The sequence below is a fragment of the Novosphingobium panipatense genome, assembly GCF_900182875.1.
Taxonomy (GTDB): domain Bacteria; phylum Pseudomonadota; class Alphaproteobacteria; order Sphingomonadales; family Sphingomonadaceae; genus Novosphingobium; species Novosphingobium panipatense.
Window position 1 is genome coordinate 85,686 of the sequence record NZ_FXUI01000001.1, and the last position, 25,856, is coordinate 111,541.

Consider the following 25,856-nt stretch of genomic DNA (forward strand, 5'->3'; position numbering starts at 1 on the left):
GCGCGTGATCGTCTCCCCTGTATTCGCCGGCAAGCGGTACGCGGTTCTGGGCCTCGCGCGGTCGGGCCTGGCTGCGGCCTCCGCGCTGGTCGAGAGCGGGGCCCATGTCATGGCCTGGGACAGCAGGGACGAAGCGCGCCAGCAGCTTTGCGAGTGGACGCAGTGTGGCAAGGTGGAACTGGCGGATCCCGCCACCGCCGACCTGACCGGCTATGACGGCATCGTCGTATCGCCGGGCATCCCGCTCAACCGCCACCCCATTTCCGAAGCCGCCGCCCGCGCCGGGGTTCCTCTTATCGGCGACATCGAACTGTTCGCGCTGGCGCGGGAGAGCCTGCCGGCGCACCGCGTGGTCGGCATTACCGGTACCAACGGCAAATCGACCACGACCTCGCTCGTCTGTCATCTGCTCGAGACGGCGGGCGTGATCGCGCGCGCCAGCGGCAACATCGGGGTGCCGGTGCTCGGCACGGATCCGCTGCCTGCCGGCGGGGTCTACGTGCTCGAGCTGTCGAGCTACCAGATCGACATCACCGAGAGCCTCGATTGCGACGTGGCGGCGCTGCTCAACATCACGCCGGATCACCTGGACCGCTACGCGAGCTTCGAAGCCTACGCGGCGTCCAAGGCGCGCCTCTTCGAGATGCAGACGCGTGAGCGATCCGCCGTCTTCGGCACAAGCGACAAGGAAACGCGCGCCATCGCGCATATCGAGGCGGCGCGCCGTGCGCCCGGGCTCGTGCGCCTTGTCGACGGAACGGATCTGGCGGGCCTGCAGAAGGAATGGCCTTCGCTCCAGGGACCGCACAACCTGCAGAACGCCGCCATCGCGGTCGCCATCGTGGAGGCGCTGGGCGTCAAAAAGGCGCAGTGGCGCAAGGGGATGCGCACCTTCAGCGGCCTGCCGCACCGGATGGAGCGTGTCGCAGTGGCGAATGGCGTCACTTACATCAACGACAGCAAGGCCACGAATCCCGCATCGACCGCGCCTGCCATCGCGGCTTTCCCGCCCGATCCGGAACCCCGTATTCACTGGATCGTCGGCGGCCTTCCCAAGGGCGACAACCTGGACGAATGCGCGCCGTTCTTCGGGAACATCGCAGCGGCTTACACCATCGGCGACGCGGGGCCGCTGTTTGCCGAAATCCTCGCGCCGCACACCCGGGTGCACCGTTCCGAAATGATGGCCGAGGCCATTCGTCAGGCCATGACGGAAGCCCGGCCGGGCGACATCGTGATGCTGTCCCCCGCCTGCGCCAGCTTCGACCAGTTCCGTGACTACGAGGCGCGGGGCCAGGCTTTCCGCCAGATCGTCGAGGCGCTGCTCGAACCGGAGGGACGGCCCTGATGGCGACACTCGCACCCAATCCGGGCAGCACGCAGCGCTACAGCCGCAATCGCCGCAGCCAGCTTGCCATATGGTGGCAGGAGATAGACCGGACCACGCTGGTCCTCGTGCTGATCCTGATGGCGATCGGCGCGGTTGCCGTGGCGGCCGGCTCCCCCGCAAGCGCCAAGCGCCTCTCCACGTCGGCGGAGACGTTGCGTTCGCTGCACTTTTTCTACCTGCACATGCGCTGGCAGCTTCTTGGCCTGGTGGCGCTGTTCTGGGCTGCCAGCCTCACCAAGGAGAACGCGCGGCGCTTCGGCATCCTCCTGGCGGGAGCGATGCTGTTCGCCCTGGTGCTGGTGCCCGTCGTCGGCTCGGAAGTGAACGGTGCGCGCCGCTGGCTGCGTTTCGGTTTCTCGCTGCAGCCTTCCGAATTCCTGAAGTGCGGATTTCCGATACTGCTGGCGTGGATCGTGTCCTGGCGGACCCGCGATCCGCAGATCCCGGTGGTCGGCATCTGTTTCGGCCTGATGGGCGTCCTTGGGCTCCTGCTCATGTTACAGCCGGATTTCGGATCGACCATGCTGTTCGGCTGCGCCTTCATGGTTCTCATCCTGCTGTCTGGCATCGACGTGAAGCGCATCGCGATGTTCGTCGGCGGAGGCGTGCTGGGCATCGTCCTGATGTACTTCACGTACGACAACGGCCGGAACCGCATCGACAACTTCCTGTTCGGCGGCTCCGCCTTCGATCAGGTCGACCTTGCTCAGCGCACCCTGCTGAACGGCGGCTGGACGGGGCTCGGCTTTTGGATGGGCACCCGCAAGATGGCGCTCCCCGAAGCGCACACCGACTACATCTTCTCAGTCATCGGTGAAGAGTTCGGTCTGCTGTCGTGCATGGTGATCGTCATGGTCTACATCGCGATCCTCGTGAGAGTGATCCTGCGCCTGGTGGAAGAGGAAGACCTGTTCACCGTCCTCGCCGCGTCCGGGTTCGCGGCGCAGTTCGGCGCGCAGGCGTTCATCAACATCCTGGTTAACCTGCAGCTCTTTCCGTCGAAGGGCATGACCCTGCCGCTGATCAGCTACGGCGGATCGTCGACGGTGGCGATGTGCCTCAGCATGGGCCTGCTGCTGGCTGTGACCCGGCGCAATCCGTTCATCCAGCGCGAGAAGTTCACGCTGCGCGCCATCGGAGACCTTCCATGAGCCAGGTTTCGCGCCATTACGTTCTGGCTGCGGGCGGAACGGGCGGACACCTCATCCCGGCCTTCGCCCTTGCCGCCGAACTCCACGCGCGGGGCCATCATGTCGCGCTGGTGACGGACCAGCGCGGCGCCGCCATTCCGGGCAAGCCTTCCTACCTCACCACGCACGTCCTGCCGCCGGGCCGCATCGCGGGCAAGAACCCGTTGAACTGGCTCAAGGGTGCCAAAGGCGTGTACGACGGGCGGCGCATGGCGCTGCGCCTGTTCGAAAGCTTCCAGCCCTCGGCGGTGATCGGCTTCGGCGGCTACCCCGCTTTGCCGACGCTCCTGGCGGCGCGATCCGCCAAGCTGCCGACGATCCTGCACGAGCAGAACTCGGTCCTGGGCCGGGTGAACCGCTTCTTCGCCGCCAAGGTCGATGCGATCGCCACCTCCGCCGAGCGAACCGAGCGTCTCGATCCCGCGCTGGCGGGCAAGGTGACCCTCGTCGGCAATCCGGTGCGGGACGACGTGCTGAAGCTGCGCGACCAGCCTTTTCCCGAGTTCACCGAGGACAGCCTGTTCCGCATCCTCGTCACGGGCGGCAGCCAGGGCGCGCGGGTGCTCTCGGAAGTGGTGCCCGATGGCCTGGCTATGCTTCCGCCCGCCCTGCGCTCACGCCTGCAGGTGATCCAGCAGGCTCGCGCCGAGGACATCGAGCGCGTGCGCGAGCGCTATGCGGCGCACGGCATCCCGGCCGAGCTGGCGACTTACTTCGAGAACATGGCCGAGCGACTTGCCAGTGCGCACCTGTTCATCGGCCGCTCCGGCGCGTCCACGATCGCGGAGCTGACTGCGGTCGGCCGTCCGGCGATCCTCATCCCCCTTCCCTACGCCACGGACGACCACCAGAGCGCGAACGCGCGCGAGATGGTGGCGGGCGGGGGCGCGCGCGTGATCCGTCAGCCGGCGATCACCACGGAGGATCCGCACGCCTACAAGGGCGACAAGCGCAACGCCCTGCTGAAGGAGCAGGGCGAAATTCACCAGAAGATGGCCAAGGACCTGTGCCTGCAGATCCAGGCCATCGCGCAGCGTCCCGAGACGCTGGCCAATGCGGCGCACGCCTCGTGGAACTGCGGCTATCCCAATGCCGCGAAAGATCTGGCCGATCTCGTGGAGAGCTTCGGCGCGGCTCCGATCATGGATGTAATCAGAATGGAAAAGAAGCCCGCTCCCAAGAGCGGCGAAGCGCTTGCCGTGGGGACCGCGAAGTGAAGGGTGTCGGCACCGAAATCGGGACGATTCACTTTGTCGGCATCGGCGGCATCGGCATGTCCGGCATCGCCGAAGTCATGCACAACCTCGGCTATTCGGTGCAGGGCAGCGACATCGCGGAAGGCTATGTCATCGAAGGCCTGCGCCAGCGGGGCATCAAGGTCATGATCGGCCATGCGGCCGAGAACGTGGAAGGCGCGGCGGTCGTCGTCACCTCCACGGCGGTGAAGCGTGAAAATCCCGAAGTGGTCTATGCCCTGGAGCACCGCATCCCGGTGGTCCGCCGGGCCGAGATGCTGGCCGAACTGATGCGCCTGAAGAACACCGTCGCGGTGGCCGGCACGCACGGCAAGACCACGACGACTTCGATGGTGGCCGCGCTGCTGGACGCGGGCGGCGTCGATCCGACGGTCATCAACGGCGGGATCATCAACTCCTACGGCTCGAACGCCCGCCTGGGCGCGTCCGACTGGATGGTGGTCGAGGCGGACGAAAGCGACGGTTCGTTCCTTCGTCTCGACGGCACCATCGCTGTCGTCACTAACATCGACCCCGAGCATCTCGATCACTACGGTTCGTTCGATCGCGTGAAGGAGAGCTTCGTCGAGTTCATCGAGAACGTGCCGTTCTACGGCGCGGCGCTCCTGTGCATCGACCACCCGGAAGTTCAGGCGATCATCCCCAAGGTGCGCGACCGCCGCGTCGTGACCTACGGCTTCTCGGCGCAGGCCGACATCCGGGGCGAGAACGTGACGCCGATCCCGGGCGGCAACCGCTTCGATGTGGCGCTGCGCCAGCGTGACGGCTCATTCCGCCGCATCGAAGGCATCGAACTGCCGATGCCCGGCCGCCATAACGTGCAGAACGCGCTGGCCGCCGTCGGCGTCGCGGTGGAGATGGGCTGCTCGGACGCGTGCATCCGCACCGGCTTCTCCAAGTTCGGCGGTGTGAAGCGCCGGTTCACCAAGGTCGGCGAGGTGGAGGTGGACGGCGGCACCGCCAGTGTGATCGACGACTACGGGCATCACCCGGTCGAGATCCGCGCGGTACTCGCCGCGGCGCGCGAAGGCGTGAAGGGCCGGGTCATCGCGGTGGTGCAGCCGCACCGCTTCACGCGCCTGCGCGATCACATGGAAGACTTCCAGGCTGCCTTCAACGACGCCGACGTGGTCTATGCCGCGCCCGTCTATACCGCTGGCGAGCAGCCGATCGAGGGCATCGACAGCGCGGCCATGGTCGCCGGGATGAAGGCGCGCGGTCATCGTTCGGCCCAGGTCGTTGCCGGTCCCGAAGAGCTGGCCGAGGTTCTGGCGACCTCGATCCAGCCGGGCGACATGGTCGTCTGCCTCGGCGCCGGTGACATCACGAAGTGGGCGGCGGGTCTTGCCGACGCGATCCGGGCGCGGAGGGTCGGGTGAGCCTTACGTTCGATCAGGCGGCTGTCCGGGGCAAGCTGACGGCCGACGCGCCGCTGGCCCCGCTCGTCTGGTTCAAGGCCGGCGGCCATGCGGAGTGGCTGTTCGAACCGAAGGATCTCGCTGACCTGCAGGACTTCCTGGGCGCCCTGGACCCGGCGGTGCCGGTCATGGCGCTTGGCCTTGGCTCCAACATGATCGTGCGCGAGGGCGGTGTGCCCGGCGTGGTGATCCGGCTGGGCAAGGCCTTCGCGAAGGTGGACCGTCTGGACGGCGAGACGCTGGACTGCGGCGGCGGCGCCTCAGGCATCCTCGTCTCCTCCACGGCGCGGGACGCAGGCATCGCGGGGCTGGAGTTCCTGCGCTCGATCCCGGGCACCGTCGGCGGCTTCGTGCGGATGAACGGCGGCGCTTACGGGGGTGAGGTCAAGGACATCCTGGTGGACTGCGACGTGGTGCTGCGTTCGGGCGAACTTGTGACGCTGGGCAACGCGGATCTCGGCTACACCTACCGCCATTCGGAACTGCCCGAAGGCGCGGTCGTCGTGGCTGCACGCTTCAAAGGGCGCCCCGGAGAGCCCGCCGCCATCCAGGCCGAGATGGATCGCATCTCCGCCGCCCGCGAGGCAAGCCAGCCGCTGCGGTCGAAGACGGGCGGGTCGACCTTCAAGAATCCCGAAGGCCATGCCGCGTGGAAGCTGGTGGACGAGGCGGGCTGCCGTGGCCTGACGCTGGGCGGCGCGCAGGTGAGCGAGAAGCACACCAACTTCCTCCTCAACACCGGTGATGCCACGAGCGACGATATCGAAGGCCTCGGCGAAGAAGTGCGGCGCCGGGTCAAGGACCATTCCGGTGTCGAACTCGAATGGGAAATCCAGCGGGTAGGCCGCCGCCCATGAGGGACGACCGCCTCTCCCGCCTTGAGCAGCAGATCATCGACAACGTCGAGGAGTTCGGCTGTCACATCACCGTCGTCACCCCGCCCGACGAACTGGATGAGGACGAGGGCGAGGAGCGGTTTGCCTATTCCGTCGGCTTTCCGCTGACGGTCGACCAGCCCGAAGTGATCGTGTTCGGCTTCTCGACCGAACTTTCGGCGGCCGTCATCAACGGCGTCCTCGACATGTGCCGCGAAGGCCTGGTGCTGGAGGACTGGAAGGTCATCGACGGCCTGCTGAAGGGGCATCGCTGCATGGTTCGCGAAGTCGAGCCGGACTGCCTGATCCCGCACTATTTCAATTCGGCGATGTGGTTCGCCGAGCATGAGGGCGACGTGATGACGCGGGCGATGCAGATCGTCTGGCCCGGCGTCGACGACGGCCTCTTCCCCTGGGACAAGGGCTGCTCCCAAGCGGTCCGTGACCTGCAAACCCCGCTTTACCGAACGAGTCTGAATTCATGAGCCTCAAGCCCCTTCACGTCGCGGTCCTGATGGGCGGTTGGTCGAGCGAACGCCCCGTGTCGCTGATGAGCGGCGAAGGCGTGGCCAAGGCTCTGGAGTCCAAGGGCCACAGGGTCACGCGCATCGACATGGATCGCGAAGTCGCGCTGCGCCTGGCCGAGGCGAAGCCGGACGTCGTGTTCAACGCGCTGCACGGCGCGCCCGGTGAAGACGGTACGGTGCAGGGCATGATGGACCTGATGGGTCTCACTTACACCCATTCCGGTCTGGCGACTTCGGTGATCGCGATCGACAAGGAACTGACCAAGCAGGCGCTCGTGCCGCATGGCGTGCCGATGCCTGGCGGGCGTGTGGTCAAAAGCGCGGACATTCACGAGCGCGATCCCCTGCCGCGCCCCTATGTGCTCAAGCCCGTGAACGAGGGCTCGTCCGTCGGCGTCGCCATCGTCACGGCCGAAGGCAACTACGGCAATCCCATCGCGCGCGGCGCAAAGGGGCCGTGGCAGGAGTTCGACGAACTGCTGGCCGAGCCTTACATCCGCGGGCGCGAACTGACGACGGCGGTGATTGGCGACCGGGCCTTGCTGGTGACCGAGCTCAAGCCCAAGTCCGGCTTCTACGATTTCGATTCCAAGTATACGGACGGGATGACGGAGCACGTCTGCCCGGCCGAGATCCCGGACGCGATCACCCAGGCCTGCAAGGACGTCGCCCTTCGTGCGCACCAGTTGCTGGGTTGCAAGGGCACCAGCCGCTCGGACTTTCGCTGGGATGACACGCAGGGTATCGAAGGGCTGTTCCTGCTGGAAGTGAACACCCAGCCCGGCATGACACCCCTGAGCCTCGTTCCCGAACAGGCACGCGCCTGCGGCATGGAGTATCCGGAACTCGTCGAGGCGATCATCGCAGAAGCGCTCGCGGATGCCCAGGCAAAGGCCGAGACCTCATGAGCCAGACCATCCGGCGCAAGGCCACCACCGCACGCAAGGCCGCCGCCGCGCAAGGGGCGCAGCGCAAAGTGCGCGCCGCGAAGGCACGGACGGGCTCGGCGATGGACATGATCATGGCGTGGCTGCCGTTTTCGGAAAGCCAGCTGCACAGGATCTTCCTTGTCGCGATCCTCGGCGGGGCGGCGGCACTGGTCTGCGTCGTGGCGAGTTTCGCCGGCCTGCCGACCCTTGCGGGGCACCAGATGGCCCTCGTCGCCGGCCAGACCGGCTTCGAGGTGAAACGCGTCGAAGTGCGCGGCGTCAAGAACATCAATGAGCTCAAGGTCTACGAGAAGGCTCTGGCCGAACGCGACCGGGCAATGCCGCTGGTGGATATCGAAGGGCTGCGGCAGGACCTGCTCGGCCTGTCCTGGGTCAAGGATGCACGCGTGTCGCGCCAGCTGCCTGACACACTCGTCATCGACATCGTGGAGCGTGAACCCCACGCCGTCCTGCGCAAGGCGGATCGCTTCGTGCTGATCGACGAGACCGGGCATGAGCTGGAAGCCGTCAGCCGCAAGAATGCGGGTGGCAAACTGATCGTTTCCGGTCCCGGCGCGGGACAGCAGGTCATTGCACTGGGCAAGATGCTGGAGGCCGCGCCCGCCATGAAGCCCCGGGTGGCCGAGGCGGAATGGATCGGCAATCGCCGGTGGAACCTGACGTTCCAGTCCGGGCAGGTCCTGGCCCTGCCGGAGGGCGAGAGCGCTTCGGCCAGCGCACTCGTCACGTTTGCGCGGCTTGACGGCACCAACCGCCTCATCGGCGGCAAGGTGACGGCGTTCGACATGCGGGCCAAGGACCGCATCTACCTGCGCGTGCCGGAGCAGGACGGGCAGGAACTGGCGCTCAAGGCCGGCGCCGTCCCGCGCACGGGGGCGAGCGCAAGCAGTGGTGGGGAAGAACAGTGATGAGGGGCACGCGCTGATGGCCAACCAACGCATTACCCGCGTGTTCGGGGCGGTGAATATTGGCTCGTTCCGGATCTCCGCGATCGTCGCCGGGATCAACGAGGTGGGGGACATGGTGGTGCTGGGCTCCGGCCACCGCGCCAGCCAGGGCATCAAGCGCGGCTACGTCACGGACATGGCGGCAGCGACTTACGCCGTGCGCGACGCAATTGATCGGGCTGAGAAGATGGCCGACACCGCCGTGCAGAAGGTGTGGATCGGCTGCTCCGGCGCCGGGCTTGCCAGCCGCATCGACCAGTTCGACGCGGAGATCGGCGGCCGCCGGATCGAGCAGGAGGACATCGACCAGCTCCTGATCTCGGCCAAGGACGTGATCCAGCCCGACGGGCGCATGGTGCTGCACGCCCAACCCGCGCAATACCGGCTCGACGGCGCGCATGGCGTGGGCAACCCGAAGGGCCTTCATGCCGAGCGACTTGGCGTCGACATCCACATCATGCTGGCGGACGGCGCGCCTATCCGCAACCTCACCGAAGCGGTGCAGTCGGCCCACCTGGAGGTCGAGGCGGTGGTCGGCTCTCCGATCGCCGCAGGCCAGGCCTGCCTTTCGCCGGAGGAGCGCGACCTTGGCGTCGCGCTTGTCGAATTCGGCGGAGAGGTGACCAACGTCGCCATCTACGAGCAGGGCATGCTCAAGGACATGATGTCGATCCCGATGGGATCGGCCGACATTACCGACGCCATCGCCTCGGCGTTCGGCATTCGCCGCTTTCAGGCCGAGCGGCTGAAGTGCGTCAACGGCTCCGCCATCGCCAGCCCGCACGACCACCGCGAGATGATCCCCGTCAACGCTCCGGGCGAGGAGGGCACTGGCCCCATCGCCCGGCATGCGGACGACAAGAACCGCATCCCCCGTGCCGAGCTGATCGGCGTCATCACCGGTCAGCTGGGCACACTGATGGAGGAGGTGAACAAGGCGCTCAAGACGATGCGCTTCACCGGCCAGCGCGCCAAGCAGGTGGTGTTCACCGGCGGCGGCGCGGAGCTTGTGGGCCTTGCCGACTACGCCCAGGCGGCTATCGGCAAGCCCGTGCGCATCGGCCGGGTGCCGCACCTTTCCGGGCTCGCCGAGGCGCACGTCAAGCCGGGCTTCTCGACCCTTGCCGGGCTCGTCCTCTACGCCGCCGCGGATCCGGTCGACATCCGCGCGATGGGGCGCAACCACACCCGCACGATCCGGCTGGGCAAGTTTGGCATGGTGGGCCGCGTCTATCAGGCGTTGCGGGAGTATTTCTGAGCGCGATGAACGGTCCTGCGCCCTTCGCCGTAACGGCCGTTGCCGCAGCGCCGCGCGGGCAGCCGCACCGGCGGCGCCGTTCTTTCTTTTTCTTTCATTCACATGCCGCGCGCCCACCGGAACGAACCGTGTTCGGGAGCGCTGCGGACCAGCCGTGCAACCCGGGCGACCAACGCGCGCAAAGTGGCGGAATTCCCTGCTTTGGCTGTGGACAAAGGTCTATGATCCTTTGCCTAGACGAATCGAAGCGTGCAATCAGAGTGGTCAAGAGATTTTTCGCGCGACGTGTCTGCAGGAGAGCGAAATGAGCATTAACATCGGACCGCCGGCGATCGACGAGCTTCGTCCGCGTATCCTCGTGATCGGTGTAGGCGGAGCCGGCGGCAACGCGATCGCCAACATGATCCGCGCCCAGGTCGAAGGTGTCGACTTCGTGGTCGCGAATACCGACGCCCAGGCACTGAACAACTCGATCGCGGAAACGCGCATTCAGCTGGGGCCTGAGATTACACAGGGGCTGGGCGCCGGCGCCCGCCCGGAAGTGGGTCGCGCGGCGGCAGAGGAAACGCGCGAGGATCTCGAGCGCCTGCTGGACGGTGTCCACATGGTCTTTATCGCCGCCGGCATGGGCGGTGGCACCGGCACGGGCGCCGCGCCGATCATCGCGCAGGCCGCCCGTGAGAAGGGCGTCCTGACGGTCGGTGTCGTGTCCAAGCCGTTCATGTTCGAAGGCACGCGCCGCATGCGCGCAGCCGACTCCGGCATTGATGAGCTGCAGAAGCACGTCGACACCCTGATCGTCATTCCGAACCAGAACCTGTTCCTGGTGGCGAAGGCGGAGACAACCTTCAAGGAAGCGTTCGAGCTTGCGGACGAGGTGCTGCAGCAGGGTGTGCGGTCGATCACCGACCTGATGATCATGCCGGGCCTCATCAACCTTGACTTCGCGGACGTCCGTTCGGTCATGGGCGAGATGGGCAAGGCCATGATGGGCACGGGCGAGGGCGAAGGCCCGAACCGCGCGCTCGAAGCGGCGGAGCGCGCGATCGCCAACCCGCTGCTTGACGGAGTGTCGATGCAGGGCGCCAAGGGCGTCATCATTTCGATCATCGGCGGCGACGACATGAAGCTGCTCGAAGTCGACGAGGCCGCCAACCACATCCGCGAACTGGTCGATCCCGATGCGAACATCATCTGGGGTTCGGCGTTCAACCCTGACCTCCAAGGCAAGATCCGCGTCTCGGTCGTGGCCACCGGCATCGAACAGACGACCGAAATGGCGGAAATCGCCTCGCGTCCGTTGAACCTGGGCGCCTCGCGCGGTCCGGTGCGCCCGGCGGTCCAGGCTCCTGTCGTGCCGTCCTACCAGGCGCCCGCTCCGGCCCCGGCACCGGCGCCGGTCGTCCCGCCGCAGCCCGTGGCGGCGCCCGCGCCGCAACCCGCCCCCCGTCCGGCGGCATACGAACCTTCGGCCGAGCTCGAGCTCGGCGCCGAGGAAGAGGCTCAGGCAACCCCGGCTCCCACCGGTTTTGCAGGGCTGCGCGGTTTCCAGAAGGATGCGCTGCACCTCAACCAGGAAGCGGCGCCCGCTCCGACGGCTGCACCGGCACCTGCGCCGAAGGCGCAGGATGAACTTCTGCTCGACGGCGGACAGGCTGCGCCCGCACCCGTGCCGGCGGCGGCTCGTCCGAAGCCCGCAGGCGGTGGCAGCACGCTTTTTGAACGGATGACCAGTCTTTCGCGGCCCCGTCCGGGCGCGGACGCTCCGTCGGGCGGCGAGGACGAGGGCGAGGGAGGCTCCATCAGCATCCCGCGTTTCCTGGGCCGCCAGAACAACCAGTAAGACTACAGAAAGGGGAGGCCGGGTGGACTGGCTTCCCCTTCGGTCCTTCGGAAGGCGACACGTTCGTTTCCGGTTCATCTGTCACGGTGCATAAGCGCCCCGCGCCTTGACAGAAGTGCGCGCCGCGCGGCTTCCGACCGGCCGGCGGTCATTCAGCAATTCACGAGATGCAGGCAACCCGCCGTGGCCGTGCCTTGCCCTTCGGTCGGAATGAGATGAGGACTTACCGGTGAAACAGTTGCTTGCGGGCTTGCTCGGCGGCGTCGCCTCGGTAGCGGCGCTTGCCTCGGCTCCCACCGCATCGGCGCAAGGGGCGTCGCATCCCGTCGTTCAGGCTATCCCGGGTGAGGACAACCGGAAGCTCACCGCCGCGCTGGCGCGGCTCGGGCGTGATTCGCGCGACCTCGCGGCTCTGATCGATGCCGGCGATGCCGCAAGGGCGCTTCAGGACTACGATGCGGCCATCGGCTTCTACCGCCGCGCGGAAGAGGTGAGCGCGTCCAACGCCCGTGTTAAGGCCGGCCTCGGCAGCGCCTTCGTGCTGAAGGGCGATCCCCTTTCCGCGCTCCCGCATTTCGATGCCGCCGAGCGGGCGGGAGGCACGCCTGCACTTATGGCGGCCGATCGTGGCCTCGCCTACGACTTGCTGGGCGACAACGCTTCCGCACAGAAGTACTACACGCAGGCCCTGTCCGCGGTGCCCTCCGCGCAGGCGGACGAGGTCCGCAGCCGACTCGCGGTCAGCCAGGCGATCGCCGGCAACGCGGATGCAGCTTACAAGACGCTGCTGCCGCTGCTTAACAAGCAGGACAAGCCGGGCTGGCGCACGCGGGCTTTCACGCTTGCCATCGCCGGGGAGACGAGTGAGGCCGTGGACGTGGCGGGCAAGATCCTGCCCTCGCCGCTCGCCGCGAATATCGCGCCCTACCTGCGGTACATGCCCCGGCTCACACCCGCACAGCAGGCTGCGGCGGCAAACCTCGGGCGCTTTCCCAAGGCTTCGGAAATCGGACGCGACGATCCGCGCATAGCCGCCTACACCCCGCCCGCAACGGTCGGGGCAGGGGGCGCCCTCGTTCCCAAAGGCGCGCCGCTCGGTCGGCCGCTGGCTGCGACGACGGCGGCGGGCCGCGCCGCAGCGACGACGCGCCGGACGCGCAGCGCGCGTTCCGCGGCGACAGGGGGGCGGCAGAGGACCGGCGCGAACGCCACCCGCGCGGCGCAGGTTGCCGCTGCCGATCCGGAGCGCGTGGCTCCTCCTGAACCCAAACCGGCGATCGAACGCGCGACGGGCGAATTGCCGCCGCTGGCGCGGAGCACCCCTGCGCCGAGCACGGCTGCCACGACGGTCGCAACCCTCGCGCCGGTGCAGGCAACAACGGCCTCCACGGCCACCCTCGCGCCGACGCAGACTGCCGCGCCCGGCCTTTGGGGTGCGGCGGCACCATCGTCCAGCACGCTCGCCCTTTCGGGTGCGGGGCAGCCGACACCCGCAGCGCCGCCGCGTCTTAGCCTTCCTCCGGTCACGCAGGCCCCTTCGCCCACGCCTGCAGCCACGCCGCGCGTGACGCTTCCGCAGGTGGTGCAGGGCGCCTCGGCGCCTTCCGGGACGGGGGCCACGTCGTCAGCGCCGGCTCTGGCTGCGGCGGCGCCTGCGCCTGCCCCCGCGCGTACCGCTTCGCCTATCGCGGCTGCTTCCACGCCGAGCGGTCCTCCGCCCGGCCCCGGTCAGCTGTCGCTTTCGGACATCTTCGCCGATCTCGGTCGGCCTACCGTGGAAGCCCTGCCTGTCTCAGGAGCGGTCGACATGCGGCTGATCACGCCGGCTGCGCCGCCCCCGCCGCCGCGCGTTCAGCTGCCCACGCCTGAAGACATGAAGCCCGTGGAGGCCAGGACGAAGGTCGCAGAGCCGGAAGCCAAGGCCGAGCCCCGGAGCCGGACCGCGAAGGCGAGCGAAGCCCCGGCAAAGGGCAAGGCAAAGGCGGACACGGCGAAGAAGAAGCCCGCTCATCCCAGCCGGACCTGGGTGCAGATCGGCGTCGGCCGGGACAAGGCTGCCATCGCTTTTGACTGGCGTCGCAACGTGCGGGAGTACGGCTCTCTCTTCAAATCACGTGAACCTTACGTCAGTGATATGGGGCACACGAACCGCGTGGTGGTGGGGCCTTTCGCGTCCCGCACGGCGGCAAACGCGTTCATCGCCGACGCGCGCAAGCAGGGCTTCACGAACGTTCTCCCATGGGTCAGCGAGGACGGCGAGGCGGTGGAACCGCTAGCGGCGAAGTAGTGCCGGCGGCCGCGCAGGTCATTCCAGGTGGCGGACAAGTCCCGTGAGGCGACGTTTATCCACACGCTGTAAACAGGCTTGTGCAGTTATGCGCAGGGGAACGCGGAACACGGATTGTGCTTACCCGTCGCCAGGCAGCATCCATGCACGCGTATTCGCGGAGGGCTGATGTCGTATACTATGAGGACCGTTGAGGACGATATCGACCGGGACGACGAGGCCGCACCCGTGGAGATGCTTGCCTCGCTGTTCGAGGCGCGGGACTGGCCTTTCGAATTCTCCGGCGAGGATGAAATCTCCGCCGAGATCAAGGGGGCCTGGGCCACGTACCAGCTGCAGGCCATCTGGCGCTCGGAAGACCGCGTGCTTCAGCTCCTGTGTCTTCCCGACATCCGCATCGCCGAGGCCAAGCGTCCGGCCGTGTTCGAGGCGCTGGCGCTGATCAACGAACAGCTGTGGCTCGGCCACTTCGACGTCTGGTCGAACGGCGGCGTAGTGCTGTACCGCCACGGGCTGATGCTGGGGCCGGACGGTCTGCTCGGCCCCGGTCAGGCGCAGATGGTCGTCGAAGCGGCGGTCGAGGAGTGCGATCGCTTCTACCCCGTGTTCCAGTTCATCCTCTGGGGCGACAAGACGCCGGCCGAGGCGCTTGCCGCGGCGCTCGTGGACGCGGCCGGGGAAGCCTGAGCGGCGGCGCGGCCTGCGGGCGAGGGCCTTGGCAGAACGGCATCGCTCGCCTAAGCCGCGGCCCTCGGCTATCCGGAAAGGACGGACATGGAGCGGTTTCAGAACATCCTGCTTGTGGGCTGCGGCAACATGGCCGGGGCCATGCTGACCGGATGGCTGGCCGCGGGCATTCCTGCCGCTCGGTTCACGGTCGTCGACCCTGCGCGTGAGGGGTTGCCGGACGGCGTGCGGCTCCTGCGCCAGCTGCCCCGGGATGGTCGCTTCGATGCCGTGCTCCTCGGGGTGAAGCCGCAGGGGCTCGATGGCGTGGCGCCCGCGCTGGCTCCGCTCGTCGGGCGGGAGACGGTGCTGTTCTCTATCCTCGCAGGTGTGGAGTTCAACAGCCTTGCCGCCCGGTTCCCGAACGCAGGCGCCCTGGTGCGGATCATGCCGAACCTGGCGGTCGCGATCGGCAAGTCCCCCATCGCTCTCGACGCGCGGGGCCTTGACGAAACCGGGCGGGCAGCCGTGACCGCGCTGATGGAGCCGCTTGGCACACCGGAATGGCTGGCGGACGAGCACGAGTTCGACGCGGTGACGGCGCTTGCCGGTTGTGGGCCTGCTTTCGTCTACCGGTTCATCGATTCGCTGGCGGCAGGCGCGATCCGCCTCGGCCTCGACGAGGAGCAGTCGCGCCGGCTGGCGCTGGCGATGGTGGAGGGTGCCTCGCTTCTCGCCGCCGCATCCGACGCGACCCCCGGCCAACTGGCGGACCGCGTGGCAAGTCCGGGTGGCTCGACGCGGGCGGGGATGAACGTGCTCGACGCCGACGGGGCGCTGGCGGAGTTGGTGGCTGCGGCCATGGCCGCTTCGCGCGACCGGAACGCCGAAATGGCCGCCGAGGCGCGAAAGGGGTAAGCAGCGCCCCTGCGTCTTATACACTTTGTCACAAATGACTGGGTCCGGTTCTTCTTGAAACTTTCGGGGGGCGGCGCGATATTCACTTCAGAGCGGAACCGCATTGTGCAGGCTTTCCGCTGAAGGGAGTTAGAAATGGCGAATTGGAACGACCCCCAGCCCCGTTCGGGCTTCGGTGCGTCTCCGAGCCTCGACGGGCGTACCGCCGGCCGGACCACCTACGATGCGGGTCTGCGTCGGCACATGCTGTCGATCTACAACTACATGGCCTCGGGCGTGCTGCTTTCGGGCATCGTCGCGCTGCTCTTCGCGCCTTACGCGCTGCAGATGATGCAGTCGCCGATCAAGTGGGTGGTCATGCTGGCCCCCCTCGGCTTCGTCTTCGCGATCAGCGGCGGTGCGCAGCGCTTCAGCGAAGGCACTCTCAAGGCTCTCTACTGGTCGTTCGCCGCAATCATGGGCGTGTCGCTCTCGACGATCTTCGTGGTCTTCACGATGACGTCGATCGCAACTACGTTCTTCGCGACGGCCGCAGCTTTTGCCGGTCTCAGCCTCTACGGCTACACCACGAAGAAGGACCTGTCGGGCTTCGGCACGTTCCTGATCATGGGTGTCGTGGGCATCCTCGTCGCCTCGCTTATCAACCTCTTCGTGGGTTCGGGCGTGCTGCAGATGGTGATCTCGGTGCTGGGCGTGCTGATCTTTGCAGGCCTGACCGCCTATGACACGCAGATGCTGAAGAACCAGTACTTCCACCTTCGCGGAACGGACTTCGTGGGCAAGGCGGTCGTGCTGGGCGCACTGAGCCTGTACCTTGACTTCATCAACATGTTCCAGTTCCTGCTGAGCTTCCTCGGCCAGCGGGACTGACCCGGAAACGATGGGCTGGCGGAGTAATCCACAGTCCAGTTCGGGGATAGCTGCGATGCCCGGTGCGTTTCATCGCACCGGGCATTTTCTTTGTGCCGGCGTGACGCTAGACCTCGTGGTCCACCTGATGGAGAACGATCGGTGAACCAAGGGAATGAGATGACGGTGATCGAGCAGGGGCGCCGCCGCCTTTCTTTGCTGGCGGGCTCGGCGGTCGCCGTTACGCTCGCGGCTCTGGCCGGGTGCGCCAAGCCGCCGCCACCCCCGCCGCCGCCGCCGCCCGTGGTGGTCATTCCACCCATGCCGGCGCCGCCGATGGGCGCGCCGCTCAACATGGTGACGCCGCCCAAGGCGGAAGACGGCACGCGCCAGACCGTGAACCGTGGCATCTCCACATCGCAGACGGTGTGGAACTTCCGGTCGGCCTACAACGTCGCCGCGCTGAACTGCGTCGAAGCGGAATACACGCCGATTCTTGACGGCTACAAGCGCTTCCTCACGGTTTACGACCAGTCGCTCGACCGCGCGAGCAACGAGATCGACGCCAGCTTCCGCACGCAGCACACGGGCCGTGCCGCCATCGTGGCGCGCGAAACCTATCAGACGCAGGTCTACAACTTCTTCTCGCTGCCGCCGGTGGATTCCGGCTTCTGCAAGGCTGCGATGGAAGTCAGCGCCGAACTGATGACGGTCGATCCCACTCAGTTCGAGGCGTGGTCCTACACCGGGCTGGCCAAGCTCGAAGCGCCGTTCAAGGCGTTCTTCGACGCTTACGACCAGTACCGCGCCGATCTCGCCGCCTGGCAGTCGCGGTACGGGTCGAACGGGCTGATCATCGTGCGGCCTACCTCGGGACAGGCCTCCGCCGGTCCGGTGCCGACCCCGGTGGCGACGCAAACCTTGCCGCAGCCGCAGCCACTGTCGCAGGCCCAGACGGTGACGCAGGCGCCGGCGCAGCCACAGGCCGTCCAGCCGACGATCACGCTGCCGACGGTGCAGTGAGCACGTGACAAGACCGCGTGGCGCGGGAATGTCGATTCTCGCGCCATGCATTTTTGGACTTCCGCGCGCCGCCGCTGTTCGCTAAAGGAGCGCTCCCGGTGCGGTGACGCGGCGGGCTTGAGTACTGGAACGGGGCCGTAGCTCAGCTGGGAGAGCGCGTCGTTCGCAATGACGAGGTCAGGGGTTCGATCCCCCTCGGCTCCACCACCAGTATATCAGAATTTCAGGCATGTCCGGAAGAGCCGGGCACCACCCGGCCCGCGACACGGCCGGGTTTTTTGTTTATCTGCGGCCAGCGGCGCTCGACGGGGAAATCGTCACCAGCGACCGGGACCGGTCGCGATCAGGGCGCCAGGAACAGCGCCAAAGGCGACGGACCATGCATTTTCTCGACCAAGCCAAGATCTACATTCGCGCCGGCGCCGGTGGCCCGGGTGCCGTCAGCTTCCGGCGTGAGAAGTACGTCGAATACGGCGGCCCCGACGGCGGCAACGGCGGCAAGGGCGCGGACATCGTGGTCGAAGCAGTCGCCGGTCTCAACACCCTCATCGACTTCCGCTACACCCAGCACTTCAAGGCGCCGCGCGGCGGGCATGGCATGGGCAAGAACCGCAACGGCGCTGCGGGCAAGGACCTTGTCATCAAGGTTCCCGTCGGCACCCAGATCATTTCGGACGAGGATCGCGAAACGGTGCTCGCCGACCTGACCGAGGCGGGCCAGCGCGTCGTCCTGCTCGAAGGCGGACTCGGCGGCCGGGGTAACGCCAGCTACAAGACCAGCACCAACCGCGCACCGCGCCAGCACCAGCCGGGCATGCCTGCGGAGGAAATGTGGGTGTGGCTGCGGCTCAAGCTGCTTGCCGACGTCGGCCTTGTGGGTATGCCCAACGCGGGCAAGTCTACCTTCATCAACAAGCTGTCCAACACCAAGGCGAAGGTCGGCGACTACGCCTTCACCACCTTGCGCCCGCAGCTGGGCGTGGTCACGCACAAGCACCGCGAGTTCGTCCTCGCCGACATTCCCGGCCTGATCGCAGGCGCGGCGGATGGCGCGGGCATCGGCGACCGCTTCCTCGGTCACATCGAGCGCTGCCGTGTCCTTGTCCACCTGATCGACATCTCGAACACCGATCCGGTGGAAGCGATGCAGATCGTGGAGGAGGAACTCGAAGCCTACGGTGGCGGGCTTGAAGACAAGCCGCGCCTCGTCGCGCTGAACAAGATCGACCTCGTCGATGACGCACTGGCGGAAGACTACGCGCGCGAACTGCTGAAGGCGGGTGCGGACGAGGTGTTCCCGATTTCCGGCGCTACGGGCAAGGGTATCTCGAAGCTGCTGGACGCGGTAATCGACTACCTGCCCGCCGCGACCGTCACCGAACGCCCTGAGGGCGAGCGCGAGGACGCGGACGACAAGCCCTGGTCGCCGATCTGATCGGCCGGGTCCGTCGCGTCGTCGGCCTGCCGCGCGTCCTGCTGTGACGGCGAGGCGGGCCGGGCGCGGCCTGGACCGACCAACCTTGCGCTTTCCTCAACTTGCGCTTTCCCTTAGAGGCTGGCGTTCCCATGCCCATAGCCCGAATCTCCGACCTCGCCGATCCCGCTCTCGCCCCGCGCCTTGTCATCAAGGTGGGGTCCGCGTTGCTGGTCGGCGCGGATGGCGTGCGCCGCGCCTGGATCACGCAGCTGGTCGGCGAAATCGCGGAGGCGCGTGCGCGCGGCCAGGACGTCATCGTCGTATCTTCGGGCGCAATCGCGCTGGGCGCGGCGACTCTCGGGCTTGAGAGAGGGGGGCGCGGCAGCCTCGCCGACGCGCAGGCAAGCGCCGCCGTGGGGCAGATCGCGCTATCGGGTCTCTGGGCGGAGCTGCTGGGCCGGCACGGCCTGACGGCGGCGCAGATGCTGCTGACGCTGGAGGATCTGGAGGATCGCCGCCGCTACCTCAATGTCACCGCGACCCTGACACGGCTTCTGGATGCGGGCGCGGTTCCCGTCATCAACGAGAACGACTCGGTCGCGACCGAGGAGATCCGCTTCGGCGACAACGACCGTCTCGCGGCACGGGTCGCGCAGGCCGCCGGGGCCAGCGCGGTCGTCCTGCTGTCGGACATCGACGGCCTTTACGACCGGCATCCCAGGCTCCCGGGCGCGCGGATGATCCCGGTGGTGGAGGGTGTGACAGAAGAGGTGCGCGCCATGGCCAGTCCCGAGTCCAGCTCCGGCATGGGGTCCGGCGGTATGGTGTCGAAGCTGCAGGCAGCCGAAATCGCGGAGCTTGCAGGCATCTGCCTCGTTATCGGTAACGGCCAGCATGAGCGGCCCGTGGCCCGGATCATCGACCAGGGTATCGGGACGCTCTTCGTGCCCCGGCGCAAGGCCGCGGCGCGCAAGGCATGGCTGGGCGGGCGTCTGCGCCTTAAGGGGGAGATCATGGTGGATGACGGCGCTGCCGCGGCACTGGAGCGGGGATCCAGCCTTCTCGCCAAGGGCGTGACGGCGGTGGAAGGCATCTTCGCACGCGGTGACGCGGTCGCGATCGTGGATCGGGAGGGCAGGGTGCTGGGGCATGGCCTTTCCGAATACGCGGCCGGTGAGTGCGTCGCGATCCTTGGCCTGCATTCGCGTGAACAGGAGGACGTGCTGGGCTATGCACCGCGCTCCGCCGTGATTCACCGCGACCAGATGGTGTTGAAATGAGCGGTCGGCCATCCCTGAGGCACAGGCCGGTCATCGCGCTGACCGGTGCGACCGGTTTCGTCGGGCAAGCGGTGCTCGATGCGGCGGTGGATGCGGGCTTTTCGATCCGCGCCCTGACGCGGCGCACTCAGCCCGAGTGCCCGCATGTCGAGTGGATCGGTGGCGAACTGGGCAACGCGGCCTCGCTCGTCGAGCTGGTGGGCGGTGCCGAAGCGGTCATCCACGTCGCCGGCGTCGTCAATGCTCCGGATGCGGCCGCGTTCGAGGAGGGCAACGTCACCGGCACGCTCAACCTTGTGGAGGCGGCTGTCCGCATGGGCGTGCGGCGTTTCGTGCATGTCTCTTCCCTCTCGGCGCGTGAGCCGGACCTGTCGGCCTATGGCGCCTCGAAGGCACGGGCGGAGAAGATCGTCATGGCCAGCCCGCTGGACTGGACGATCGTTCGCCCACCCGCGATCTACGGGCCGCGCGACAAGGAAATGTTCGAGCTGTTCCGCGCGGCGCGCTGGGGGTTCATCCCGATGCCGCGGGAGGGCCGGGCCTCGATGATCCATGTCGAGGATCTGGCCCGCTTGCTCGTCGCACTGGAGCCTGGCGGACTCGCCGTGACCGGCAAGGTCTTCGAGCCGGACGACGGCAAGCCGCAGGGATGGGAGCATTTCGAGCTGGGCCTCGCCATCGGCTGGGCCATGGGCAGGCGCCCCCGCGTGATCGGCCTGTCACCCTCCATGCTGGAGCGCAGCGCACGGATCGACGGCTTCTTCCGTGGCTCCCGCGCGAAGATGACGCTCGACCGGGCGGCGTACTTCAGCCACCCCGACTGGGTGGTATCGCCGGAAGCGGCACCACCTGCGACGCTCTGGCGACCACGGGTGGAAACGCGCGAGGGGTTGAAGGCCACGGCGCAGTGGTATCGCGAGCATAAGTGGCTGTAGGAGCGTGATCCCCGCATGAAGCGCCTGCTCGACCGGTTCTATCTCGATCCCTATCTGCTGCTGCTGATCGGTATGGTGGTGCTGGCGACGGTGCTGCCGGCGCAGGGCGTGTGGGCCGGGGTGGTCGATCGGGCGGCCGACCTGGGCATTGCCCTCCTGTTCTTCCTGCATGGCGCCAAGCTTTCGCGCGAGGCCATCGTGGCCGGGGCGAAGGCGTGGAAGCTGCACCTGACGGTTGCCGCCACGACCTTCGTGCTGTTCCCCGTCCTCGGGCTGATCGTGCAGGCCATTCCCGGCATCGAGCCTTCGCTGGGGACGGGCATCCTGTTCCTGACGCTGCTCCCCTCCACCGTGCAATCCTCCATCGCCTTCACGGCGATCGCCGGCGGCAACGTAGCGGCGGCCGTGTGCAGCGCCTCCTTCTCCAACCTCGCGGGCATCTTCATCACGCCCCTCCTCACCGCGCTGTTCATCACCGGCAAGAGCCAGGGCTTCTCCACCGATCCGATCGTCAGCATCGCGGTTCAGCTGCTCCTGCCGTTCCTGGCGGGCCATCTCCTGCGGCCGTGGATCGCCGATTTCGTGACGCGGCGGAAGGCGATGTTGGGCTACGTCGACCGTGGATCGATCCTGCTGGTCGTCTATACCGCATTCGGAGCGGCGGTCCTCGACGGCCTCTGGCAGAAGGTGACGCTGCAGGAGCTGGCGCTGATCGCGGTTCTTTCGCTTGCCCTCCTGGCGGTGGTGATGGGCGCGGCGGTGGCCATCGGCAAGGCGCTTGGCTTCTCGCGGGAAGACCGGATCGTGCTCCTGTTCTGCGGCTCCAAGAAAAGCATGGCGACGGGGGTGCCTCTGGCGGGCGTGCTCTTTCCAGCCGCGCAGGTGGGCGCGGTCATCCTGCCGCTGATGTTCTTCCACCAGATCCAGCTCATGGTTTGCGCTGTCCTGGCGCGCCGTTTCGCCGCGACGACCGGGGAGGCGGCGGAGCAGGGAACCGCACCCGCCTGACCCTGGGTCAGGCGGGCTGGTGCGCCCTTGCGGGAGCGGGATCGAACGCGATCGGCAGGGACTTGATGCCCCAGACGCCGCAAAAGCTGCGCCAGCTGGGCGGGCCTGCGTGGCGCGGGTTGGTGATGCGTTGGGCGATGAGGTGCGTCGCCTCTTCGACGTTGGCCTGGGCGAGGAACTGGCCGAGGCAGATGTGCATGCCTCGTCCGAAAGCCAGCGGCGCCGTGCGGTCTGTCCGGTCCGGGTCGAATTCCAGCGGACGTGCGAAAAGCTCCGGGTCGCGCCCGGAGATGCCGAGCGGGAACAGCAGCATGGTGCCCGCCGGGATAGTGACGTCCTGCCACGTCACGTCCCGGGTAGTGACCCGGTACGTATTGGAAGGGCTGGTGAGGCGCAGCTGCTCGCGCACGACCTTGCGGCAGTAGTCAAAGTCCTGCCCGCACCGCTTCCAGATGGCGGGGTGTGCGATCATGGAGTCCATGAGCAGGGTCAGCAGGTTCTTCGAGGTGTCGTAACCCGCGCCGAACAGGAATACGAGCATCTGCCGCAGTTCCTTGTCCGTGATGTTCCCCCCGGTGTTCGCGGCAATGAGATCGTCGAGGAGGTCGCCGTGTCCTCCCTCCGGTCCACGCTCGGCGATGAGGTCGTCCACGAAGCGCCAGAGCACTTGGTAGGCGGCTTCGATCCGGGGCGTATCCTCGACAACCATGTTGAAGCTGGTGCCCTGCACTTCGAGCGAGGAGATGATCGCCGGGAGCTTCGCGATGTCGCCGCCGATGAGCGCGAACATGATGCGGACCGGGAAGTTGGCGGCGAACTTGGTGAAGTCGAACGTGCCCCGGGGTGCCCACTCGTCGAGGAGGGCAGCGATCGTTTCACGCATGACCGGCCGCATGCGCTTGACGTTGTTAGGGCCGAACGCGCCGCTCACGCTTGACCGCAGGCGCTGGTGGTCAGCCCCGTGGCGCACCAGCAGCATCTCCTCCGCGAAGTCCCCCCAGCCAGTTCCCTTCGCACCCATGATCTCGGCGATTTCAGCGCCGGGCATCGCCAGCGCGTCGTCCATCCGCATGATCTCGTCGATGGCGCGGTAGGAGGTGAGCACCGGGCCGATGGTGCTCGTCGCGAGCCAGGGATGCTGCTCCCGCGCCTTGGCCAGCCACGGATCGGGGGCCTCGGCGAACGCGGCCGTTTCGACGGGAAGGTGAAACAGCGTGAGATCTTCGATGCGCTGTGCCGTGGTGGCCATGGCGGTGGTCCTCTCTCCGGGCGGTCTCTTAGCGAGACTCACTGGCTCACAGTGTACCGGCACAATCGCTGTCGCCAACCGACAAGCGAAGGAGCCTTTTTCGCCGGAGCGATATTCCCGGGGATGGCGAACCTAGATAGTGCTAACTACCATAACGGCATCAACGACCTTCACTGCCGAGGCTTCCATGCAGACAGAGCGCGATCTCCTCCCGTATCTCGCGGATCTCGAAGGGGCCATCGGCAACCTGCGGAACACCTGGCGACCCGAGGACCCGGCCTATCGCGCCGACGTGTGCCGACAGACGATGATGAGCCTGTCCTACGCCTACTTCATGTACTTCCATGCCGATGCGGAACATCCGGACTGGGCGCCGCTGTGGAACCCCGTCTACACGCTCCAGCCCAACCCCGACGACATCTACGTGCAGTCCCCCATCCGAGGCGATCTCACTTACCGTGTCTCGGGAAACCGGGGCACCTGCCGCATCCTCTCGTTCACCTCGCAGGCGGCGCTTTCCGGCACGGTCGATACGATGCCGCAGCCCAGCGGCCACCGGGAGTGCGACACCAACGACCTGGGGATCGGGCTGGGTGAAAACTTCTCGATCATCTTCAGTGCGGAGCGTCCGGCGGGTTACGAAGGGCACTGGGCGCCCATTGACCGATCCGCGCGTGGGCTCTTCACCCGGTACCGCATGTACGACTGGGAAACGGAGGTGGACCCGGTGCTGTCCATCGAGTGCCTGGATCCGGTCCCCCCCAAGCCGCGCCTTTCGCAGGAGGAGATCCTGCACCGCATCACCGAAATGGCGAAGCTGCCGCGCCGCAAGACCGATCTCTACTATCCCATGCAGAACGGCGTGAAGGACCGGGTGGGCTTCAACGTGTTCGAGCCTGTGCGCTATCCCGGCGCGCTGGTGAAGCAGACCTACTGGCCCGCCTGCTTCCAGCTGGATGACGACGAGGCGCTCATCATTGAAACAGAAATCCCGTCGCGGGCGCCGTACTGGAATGTCCAGCTCAACGACCCCTACTTCAACGCGCTCGAATACGTGTACCGACTGAGCAGCACGAACGGTGCCATGGCCACGCTTTCGAGCGACGGGAAGTTTCGCGGCGTTATTGCGCTGACCGACCCCGGGGTGCCGAACTGGCTTGATCCGGCCGGGTACAATGAGGGTGGCATCTATGGCCGCTGGTACGACTGCGACAGTGAGCCGGTCCCGACGATCACCCGCGTCAAGCTTGCCGAGTTGCCTGCGCATCTGCCCGCCGACACGCCGGTCGTCACGCCCGGGCAGCGGGCCGAAGAGATCCGTCGCCGCGCCGTCGCCTGCCAGCGCCGGCGCCGGTGGTAAGGGAGCGATCCGATGGACCTGCGCTACGATCCGCCCGCCGCGTTCCGCCATTCCCGCGACCAGCTCCACGATCTGGTCAGCGCGGAAACGGGGCTGCACGATTTCGGTCCGGCTGACTACCTGTCCGGCCTCACCGTGCTGCTGCAGTCGATGGACTACGATCCCCGCTTCTCGGACCAGGGGCGGCGCATCGCCTGGGGCATGGTCGTGGGCGTGTTGCGCGGGCGGGCACAGGCCATCGCCTCGATGAAGGCCAACCCCGGGTTCGATGCAAAGCCGGTGCTTTCGCCGGTCGTCATCACCGGCGTGCCGCGTACCGGGACCACGGCGCTGCACCGGCTGCTGGCGGTGGACCCGCGCTTCCAGGGGTTGCAGACATGGCTGCTCGACAGCCCCATGCCGCGTCCGCCGAGGGAGGAGTGGGCGCGCTACCCACAGTACCGCAGCACCGTCGCCGCGCTTGACGCGCAGTATGCGGCCGTGCCCGGTGCGAAGGCGGCTCACTTCCGTGCGGCGGAGGAGGTGCACGAATGCTGCATGGTGCTGCGCCAGTCGTTCGTGTCGAACCTCTGGTCCTGCGCGTGGTCGGCGGCCACTTACGACGCCTGGTGGCAGTGCCAGAGCGAGGCCGAGGCGTACCGTCATTACGCGCGCTGCGTGCAGTTGATCGGGCTCAACGATCCCGATCGGCGCTGGCTCCTCAAGAACCCCGGGCACATCGAGCATCTGGATCTGCTGCTGGCGGTATTCCCCGATGCCCGCGTGATCCAGACGCACCGCGATCCGGGGAAGGCGATCCCCAGCCTCGTGTCCCTGCTGATGAACCTGAACGGGCTGACGGAGCCCGACCGCACGCAGCAGCGGGCAGAGAATCTCCTGCGGCGCGAAGTGGCGAAGTGGGCGCAGGCGGTCCGCAAGTGCGAGGCCGTGCGCGCCCGCCACCCGGGGCAGGTGCTGGACGTCGTCCACGCCGATTTCCACGCGCGGCCCATGGAGACGGTGGAGGCGATCTACCGCTTCATCGGCATGGACATCCCGGAAGCCACACGCGCCGCACTGCTCCGCCGGATAGAGGAAAAGCCGGAGCTCGGGCACGGGGTCCATCGCTACGCCATCGAGGACTACGGCATGACGGCAGACGAAGCGCGCGCGCCGTTCGGGGACTACATCGCGCGTTACGACCTGCTTGAACGTGCCTCTCTGGCCTGAG

At 67.2% G+C, this 25,856-nt stretch carries 22 protein-coding genes and 1 tRNA gene; 22 read left to right on the forward strand and 1 reads right to left on the reverse strand.

The window, feature by feature from the left end:
• The first annotated feature begins 4 nt into the window (after positions 1-4).
• From murD to QOL62_RS00455, 20 genes are all read left to right on the forward strand, one after another.
• On the forward strand, positions 5-1,348 hold the full coding sequence (murD, locus tag QOL62_RS00360) for a UDP-N-acetylmuramoyl-L-alanine--D-glutamate ligase (RefSeq protein ID WP_103728253.1): 1,344 nt from the start codon (positions 5-7) through the stop codon (positions 1,346-1,348).
• Positions 1,348-2,541 carry an FtsW/RodA/SpoVE family cell cycle protein gene (locus QOL62_RS00365; RefSeq protein ID WP_103728254.1) on the forward strand — a complete coding sequence of 398 codons (1,194 nt, stop codon included), beginning with the start codon at positions 1,348-1,350 and terminating at the stop codon, positions 2,539-2,541. The genes murD and QOL62_RS00365 overlap by 1 nt, the downstream gene beginning before the upstream one ends.
• Positions 2,538-3,797 carry an undecaprenyldiphospho-muramoylpentapeptide beta-N-acetylglucosaminyltransferase gene (gene murG / locus QOL62_RS00370; RefSeq protein WP_103728255.1) on the forward strand — a complete coding sequence of 420 codons (1,260 nt, stop codon included), beginning with the start codon at positions 2,538-2,540 and terminating at the stop codon, positions 3,795-3,797. The genes QOL62_RS00365 and murG overlap by 4 nt, the downstream gene beginning before the upstream one ends.
• Complete coding sequence (murC, locus tag QOL62_RS00375) at positions 3,794-5,215, forward strand: UDP-N-acetylmuramate--L-alanine ligase (RefSeq protein ID WP_283404783.1); 1,422 nt, start codon at positions 3,794-3,796, stop codon at positions 5,213-5,215. The genes murG and murC overlap by 4 nt, the downstream gene beginning before the upstream one ends.
• Complete coding sequence (gene murB / locus QOL62_RS00380; protein WP_283404784.1) at positions 5,212-6,111, forward strand: UDP-N-acetylmuramate dehydrogenase; 900 nt, start codon at positions 5,212-5,214, stop codon at positions 6,109-6,111. Before murC ends, murB begins: the two co-directional genes overlap by 4 nt.
• Positions 6,108-6,614 (forward strand): DUF4262 domain-containing protein, encoded by a 507-nt coding sequence (locus QOL62_RS00385; RefSeq protein WP_283404785.1) that lies wholly within the window; start codon positions 6,108-6,110, stop codon positions 6,612-6,614. Before murB ends, QOL62_RS00385 begins: the two co-directional genes overlap by 4 nt.
• Positions 6,611-7,564, forward strand: a complete 954-nt coding sequence (locus tag QOL62_RS00390; protein WP_283404786.1) for a D-alanine--D-alanine ligase — start codon at positions 6,611-6,613, stop codon at positions 7,562-7,564. The genes QOL62_RS00385 and QOL62_RS00390 overlap by 4 nt, the downstream gene beginning before the upstream one ends.
• A complete protein-coding gene (locus QOL62_RS00395; RefSeq protein WP_283404787.1) occupies positions 7,561-8,514 on the forward strand; it encodes a cell division protein FtsQ/DivIB in 954 nt (317 codons plus the stop codon). The genes QOL62_RS00390 and QOL62_RS00395 overlap by 4 nt, the downstream gene beginning before the upstream one ends.
• A gap of 16 nt (positions 8,515-8,530) precedes the next feature.
• Positions 8,531-9,811 (forward strand): cell division protein FtsA, encoded by a 1,281-nt coding sequence (gene ftsA / locus QOL62_RS00400; RefSeq protein ID WP_103728261.1) that lies wholly within the window; start codon positions 8,531-8,533, stop codon positions 9,809-9,811.
• Between the two features lie 304 nt (positions 9,812-10,115).
• Entirely contained in the window at positions 10,116-11,654 is a 1,539-nt protein-coding gene (gene ftsZ / locus QOL62_RS00405) for a cell division protein FtsZ (RefSeq protein ID WP_283404788.1), read from the forward strand.
• A gap of 229 nt (positions 11,655-11,883) precedes the next feature.
• Entirely contained in the window at positions 11,884-13,941 is a 2,058-nt protein-coding gene (locus tag QOL62_RS00410) for an SPOR domain-containing protein (protein ID WP_283404789.1), read from the forward strand.
• A 168-nt stretch (positions 13,942-14,109) separates the two neighbouring features.
• The gene (locus QOL62_RS00415; RefSeq protein ID WP_103728264.1) at positions 14,110-14,628 is read left to right on the forward strand and encodes a type III secretion system chaperone family protein; all 519 of its coding nucleotides are present in this window, start codon (positions 14,110-14,112) and stop codon (positions 14,626-14,628) included.
• An 87-nt stretch (positions 14,629-14,715) separates the two neighbouring features.
• Entirely contained in the window at positions 14,716-15,525 is an 810-nt protein-coding gene (locus QOL62_RS00420; RefSeq protein WP_283404790.1) for a pyrroline-5-carboxylate reductase family protein, read from the forward strand.
• A gap of 135 nt (positions 15,526-15,660) precedes the next feature.
• Entirely contained in the window at positions 15,661-16,395 is a 735-nt protein-coding gene (locus QOL62_RS00425; protein WP_103728266.1) for a Bax inhibitor-1/YccA family protein, read from the forward strand.
• A 141-nt stretch (positions 16,396-16,536) separates the two neighbouring features.
• Positions 16,537-17,397: a hypothetical protein gene (locus QOL62_RS00430; RefSeq protein WP_283404791.1), complete on the forward strand. Its 861-nt coding sequence runs from the start codon at positions 16,537-16,539 to the stop codon at positions 17,395-17,397.
• Positions 17,398-17,528: 131 nt separating this feature from the next.
• Positions 17,529-17,604 (forward strand) — tRNA-Ala (locus QOL62_RS00435).
• Between the two features lie 172 nt (positions 17,605-17,776).
• On the forward strand, positions 17,777-18,832 hold the full coding sequence (obgE, locus tag QOL62_RS00440; RefSeq protein ID WP_103728267.1) for a GTPase ObgE: 1,056 nt from the start codon (positions 17,777-17,779) through the stop codon (positions 18,830-18,832).
• A gap of 131 nt (positions 18,833-18,963) precedes the next feature.
• Positions 18,964-20,094 carry a glutamate 5-kinase gene (gene proB, locus QOL62_RS00445; protein WP_283404792.1) on the forward strand — a complete coding sequence of 377 codons (1,131 nt, stop codon included), beginning with the start codon at positions 18,964-18,966 and terminating at the stop codon, positions 20,092-20,094.
• Positions 20,091-21,029 (forward strand): NAD-dependent epimerase/dehydratase family protein, encoded by a 939-nt coding sequence (locus tag QOL62_RS00450; RefSeq protein ID WP_283404793.1) that lies wholly within the window; start codon positions 20,091-20,093, stop codon positions 21,027-21,029. Before proB ends, QOL62_RS00450 begins: the two co-directional genes overlap by 4 nt.
• A gap of 15 nt (positions 21,030-21,044) precedes the next feature.
• Complete coding sequence (locus QOL62_RS00455; protein WP_283404794.1) at positions 21,045-22,037, forward strand: bile acid:sodium symporter family protein; 993 nt, start codon at positions 21,045-21,047, stop codon at positions 22,035-22,037.
• A gap of 7 nt (positions 22,038-22,044) precedes the next feature.
• Here the strand turns inward: QOL62_RS00455 and QOL62_RS00460 are convergent, their stop codons facing one another.
• A complete protein-coding gene (locus QOL62_RS00460; protein ID WP_283404795.1) occupies positions 22,045-23,286 on the reverse strand; it encodes a cytochrome P450 in 1,242 nt (413 codons plus the stop codon).
• 187 nt (positions 23,287-23,473) lie between these two features.
• Here QOL62_RS00460 and QOL62_RS00465 point away from each other — a divergent pair, with 187 nt between their 5' ends.
• Both QOL62_RS00465 and QOL62_RS00470 read left to right on the forward strand, forming a co-directional pair.
• A complete protein-coding gene (locus QOL62_RS00465) occupies positions 23,474-24,646 on the forward strand; it encodes a hypothetical protein (protein WP_283404796.1) in 1,173 nt (390 codons plus the stop codon).
• Between the two features lie 12 nt (positions 24,647-24,658).
• Positions 24,659-25,855: a sulfotransferase family protein gene (locus QOL62_RS00470; RefSeq protein WP_283404797.1), complete on the forward strand. Its 1,197-nt coding sequence runs from the start codon at positions 24,659-24,661 to the stop codon at positions 25,853-25,855.
• Position 25,856 lies beyond the last annotated feature (1 nt).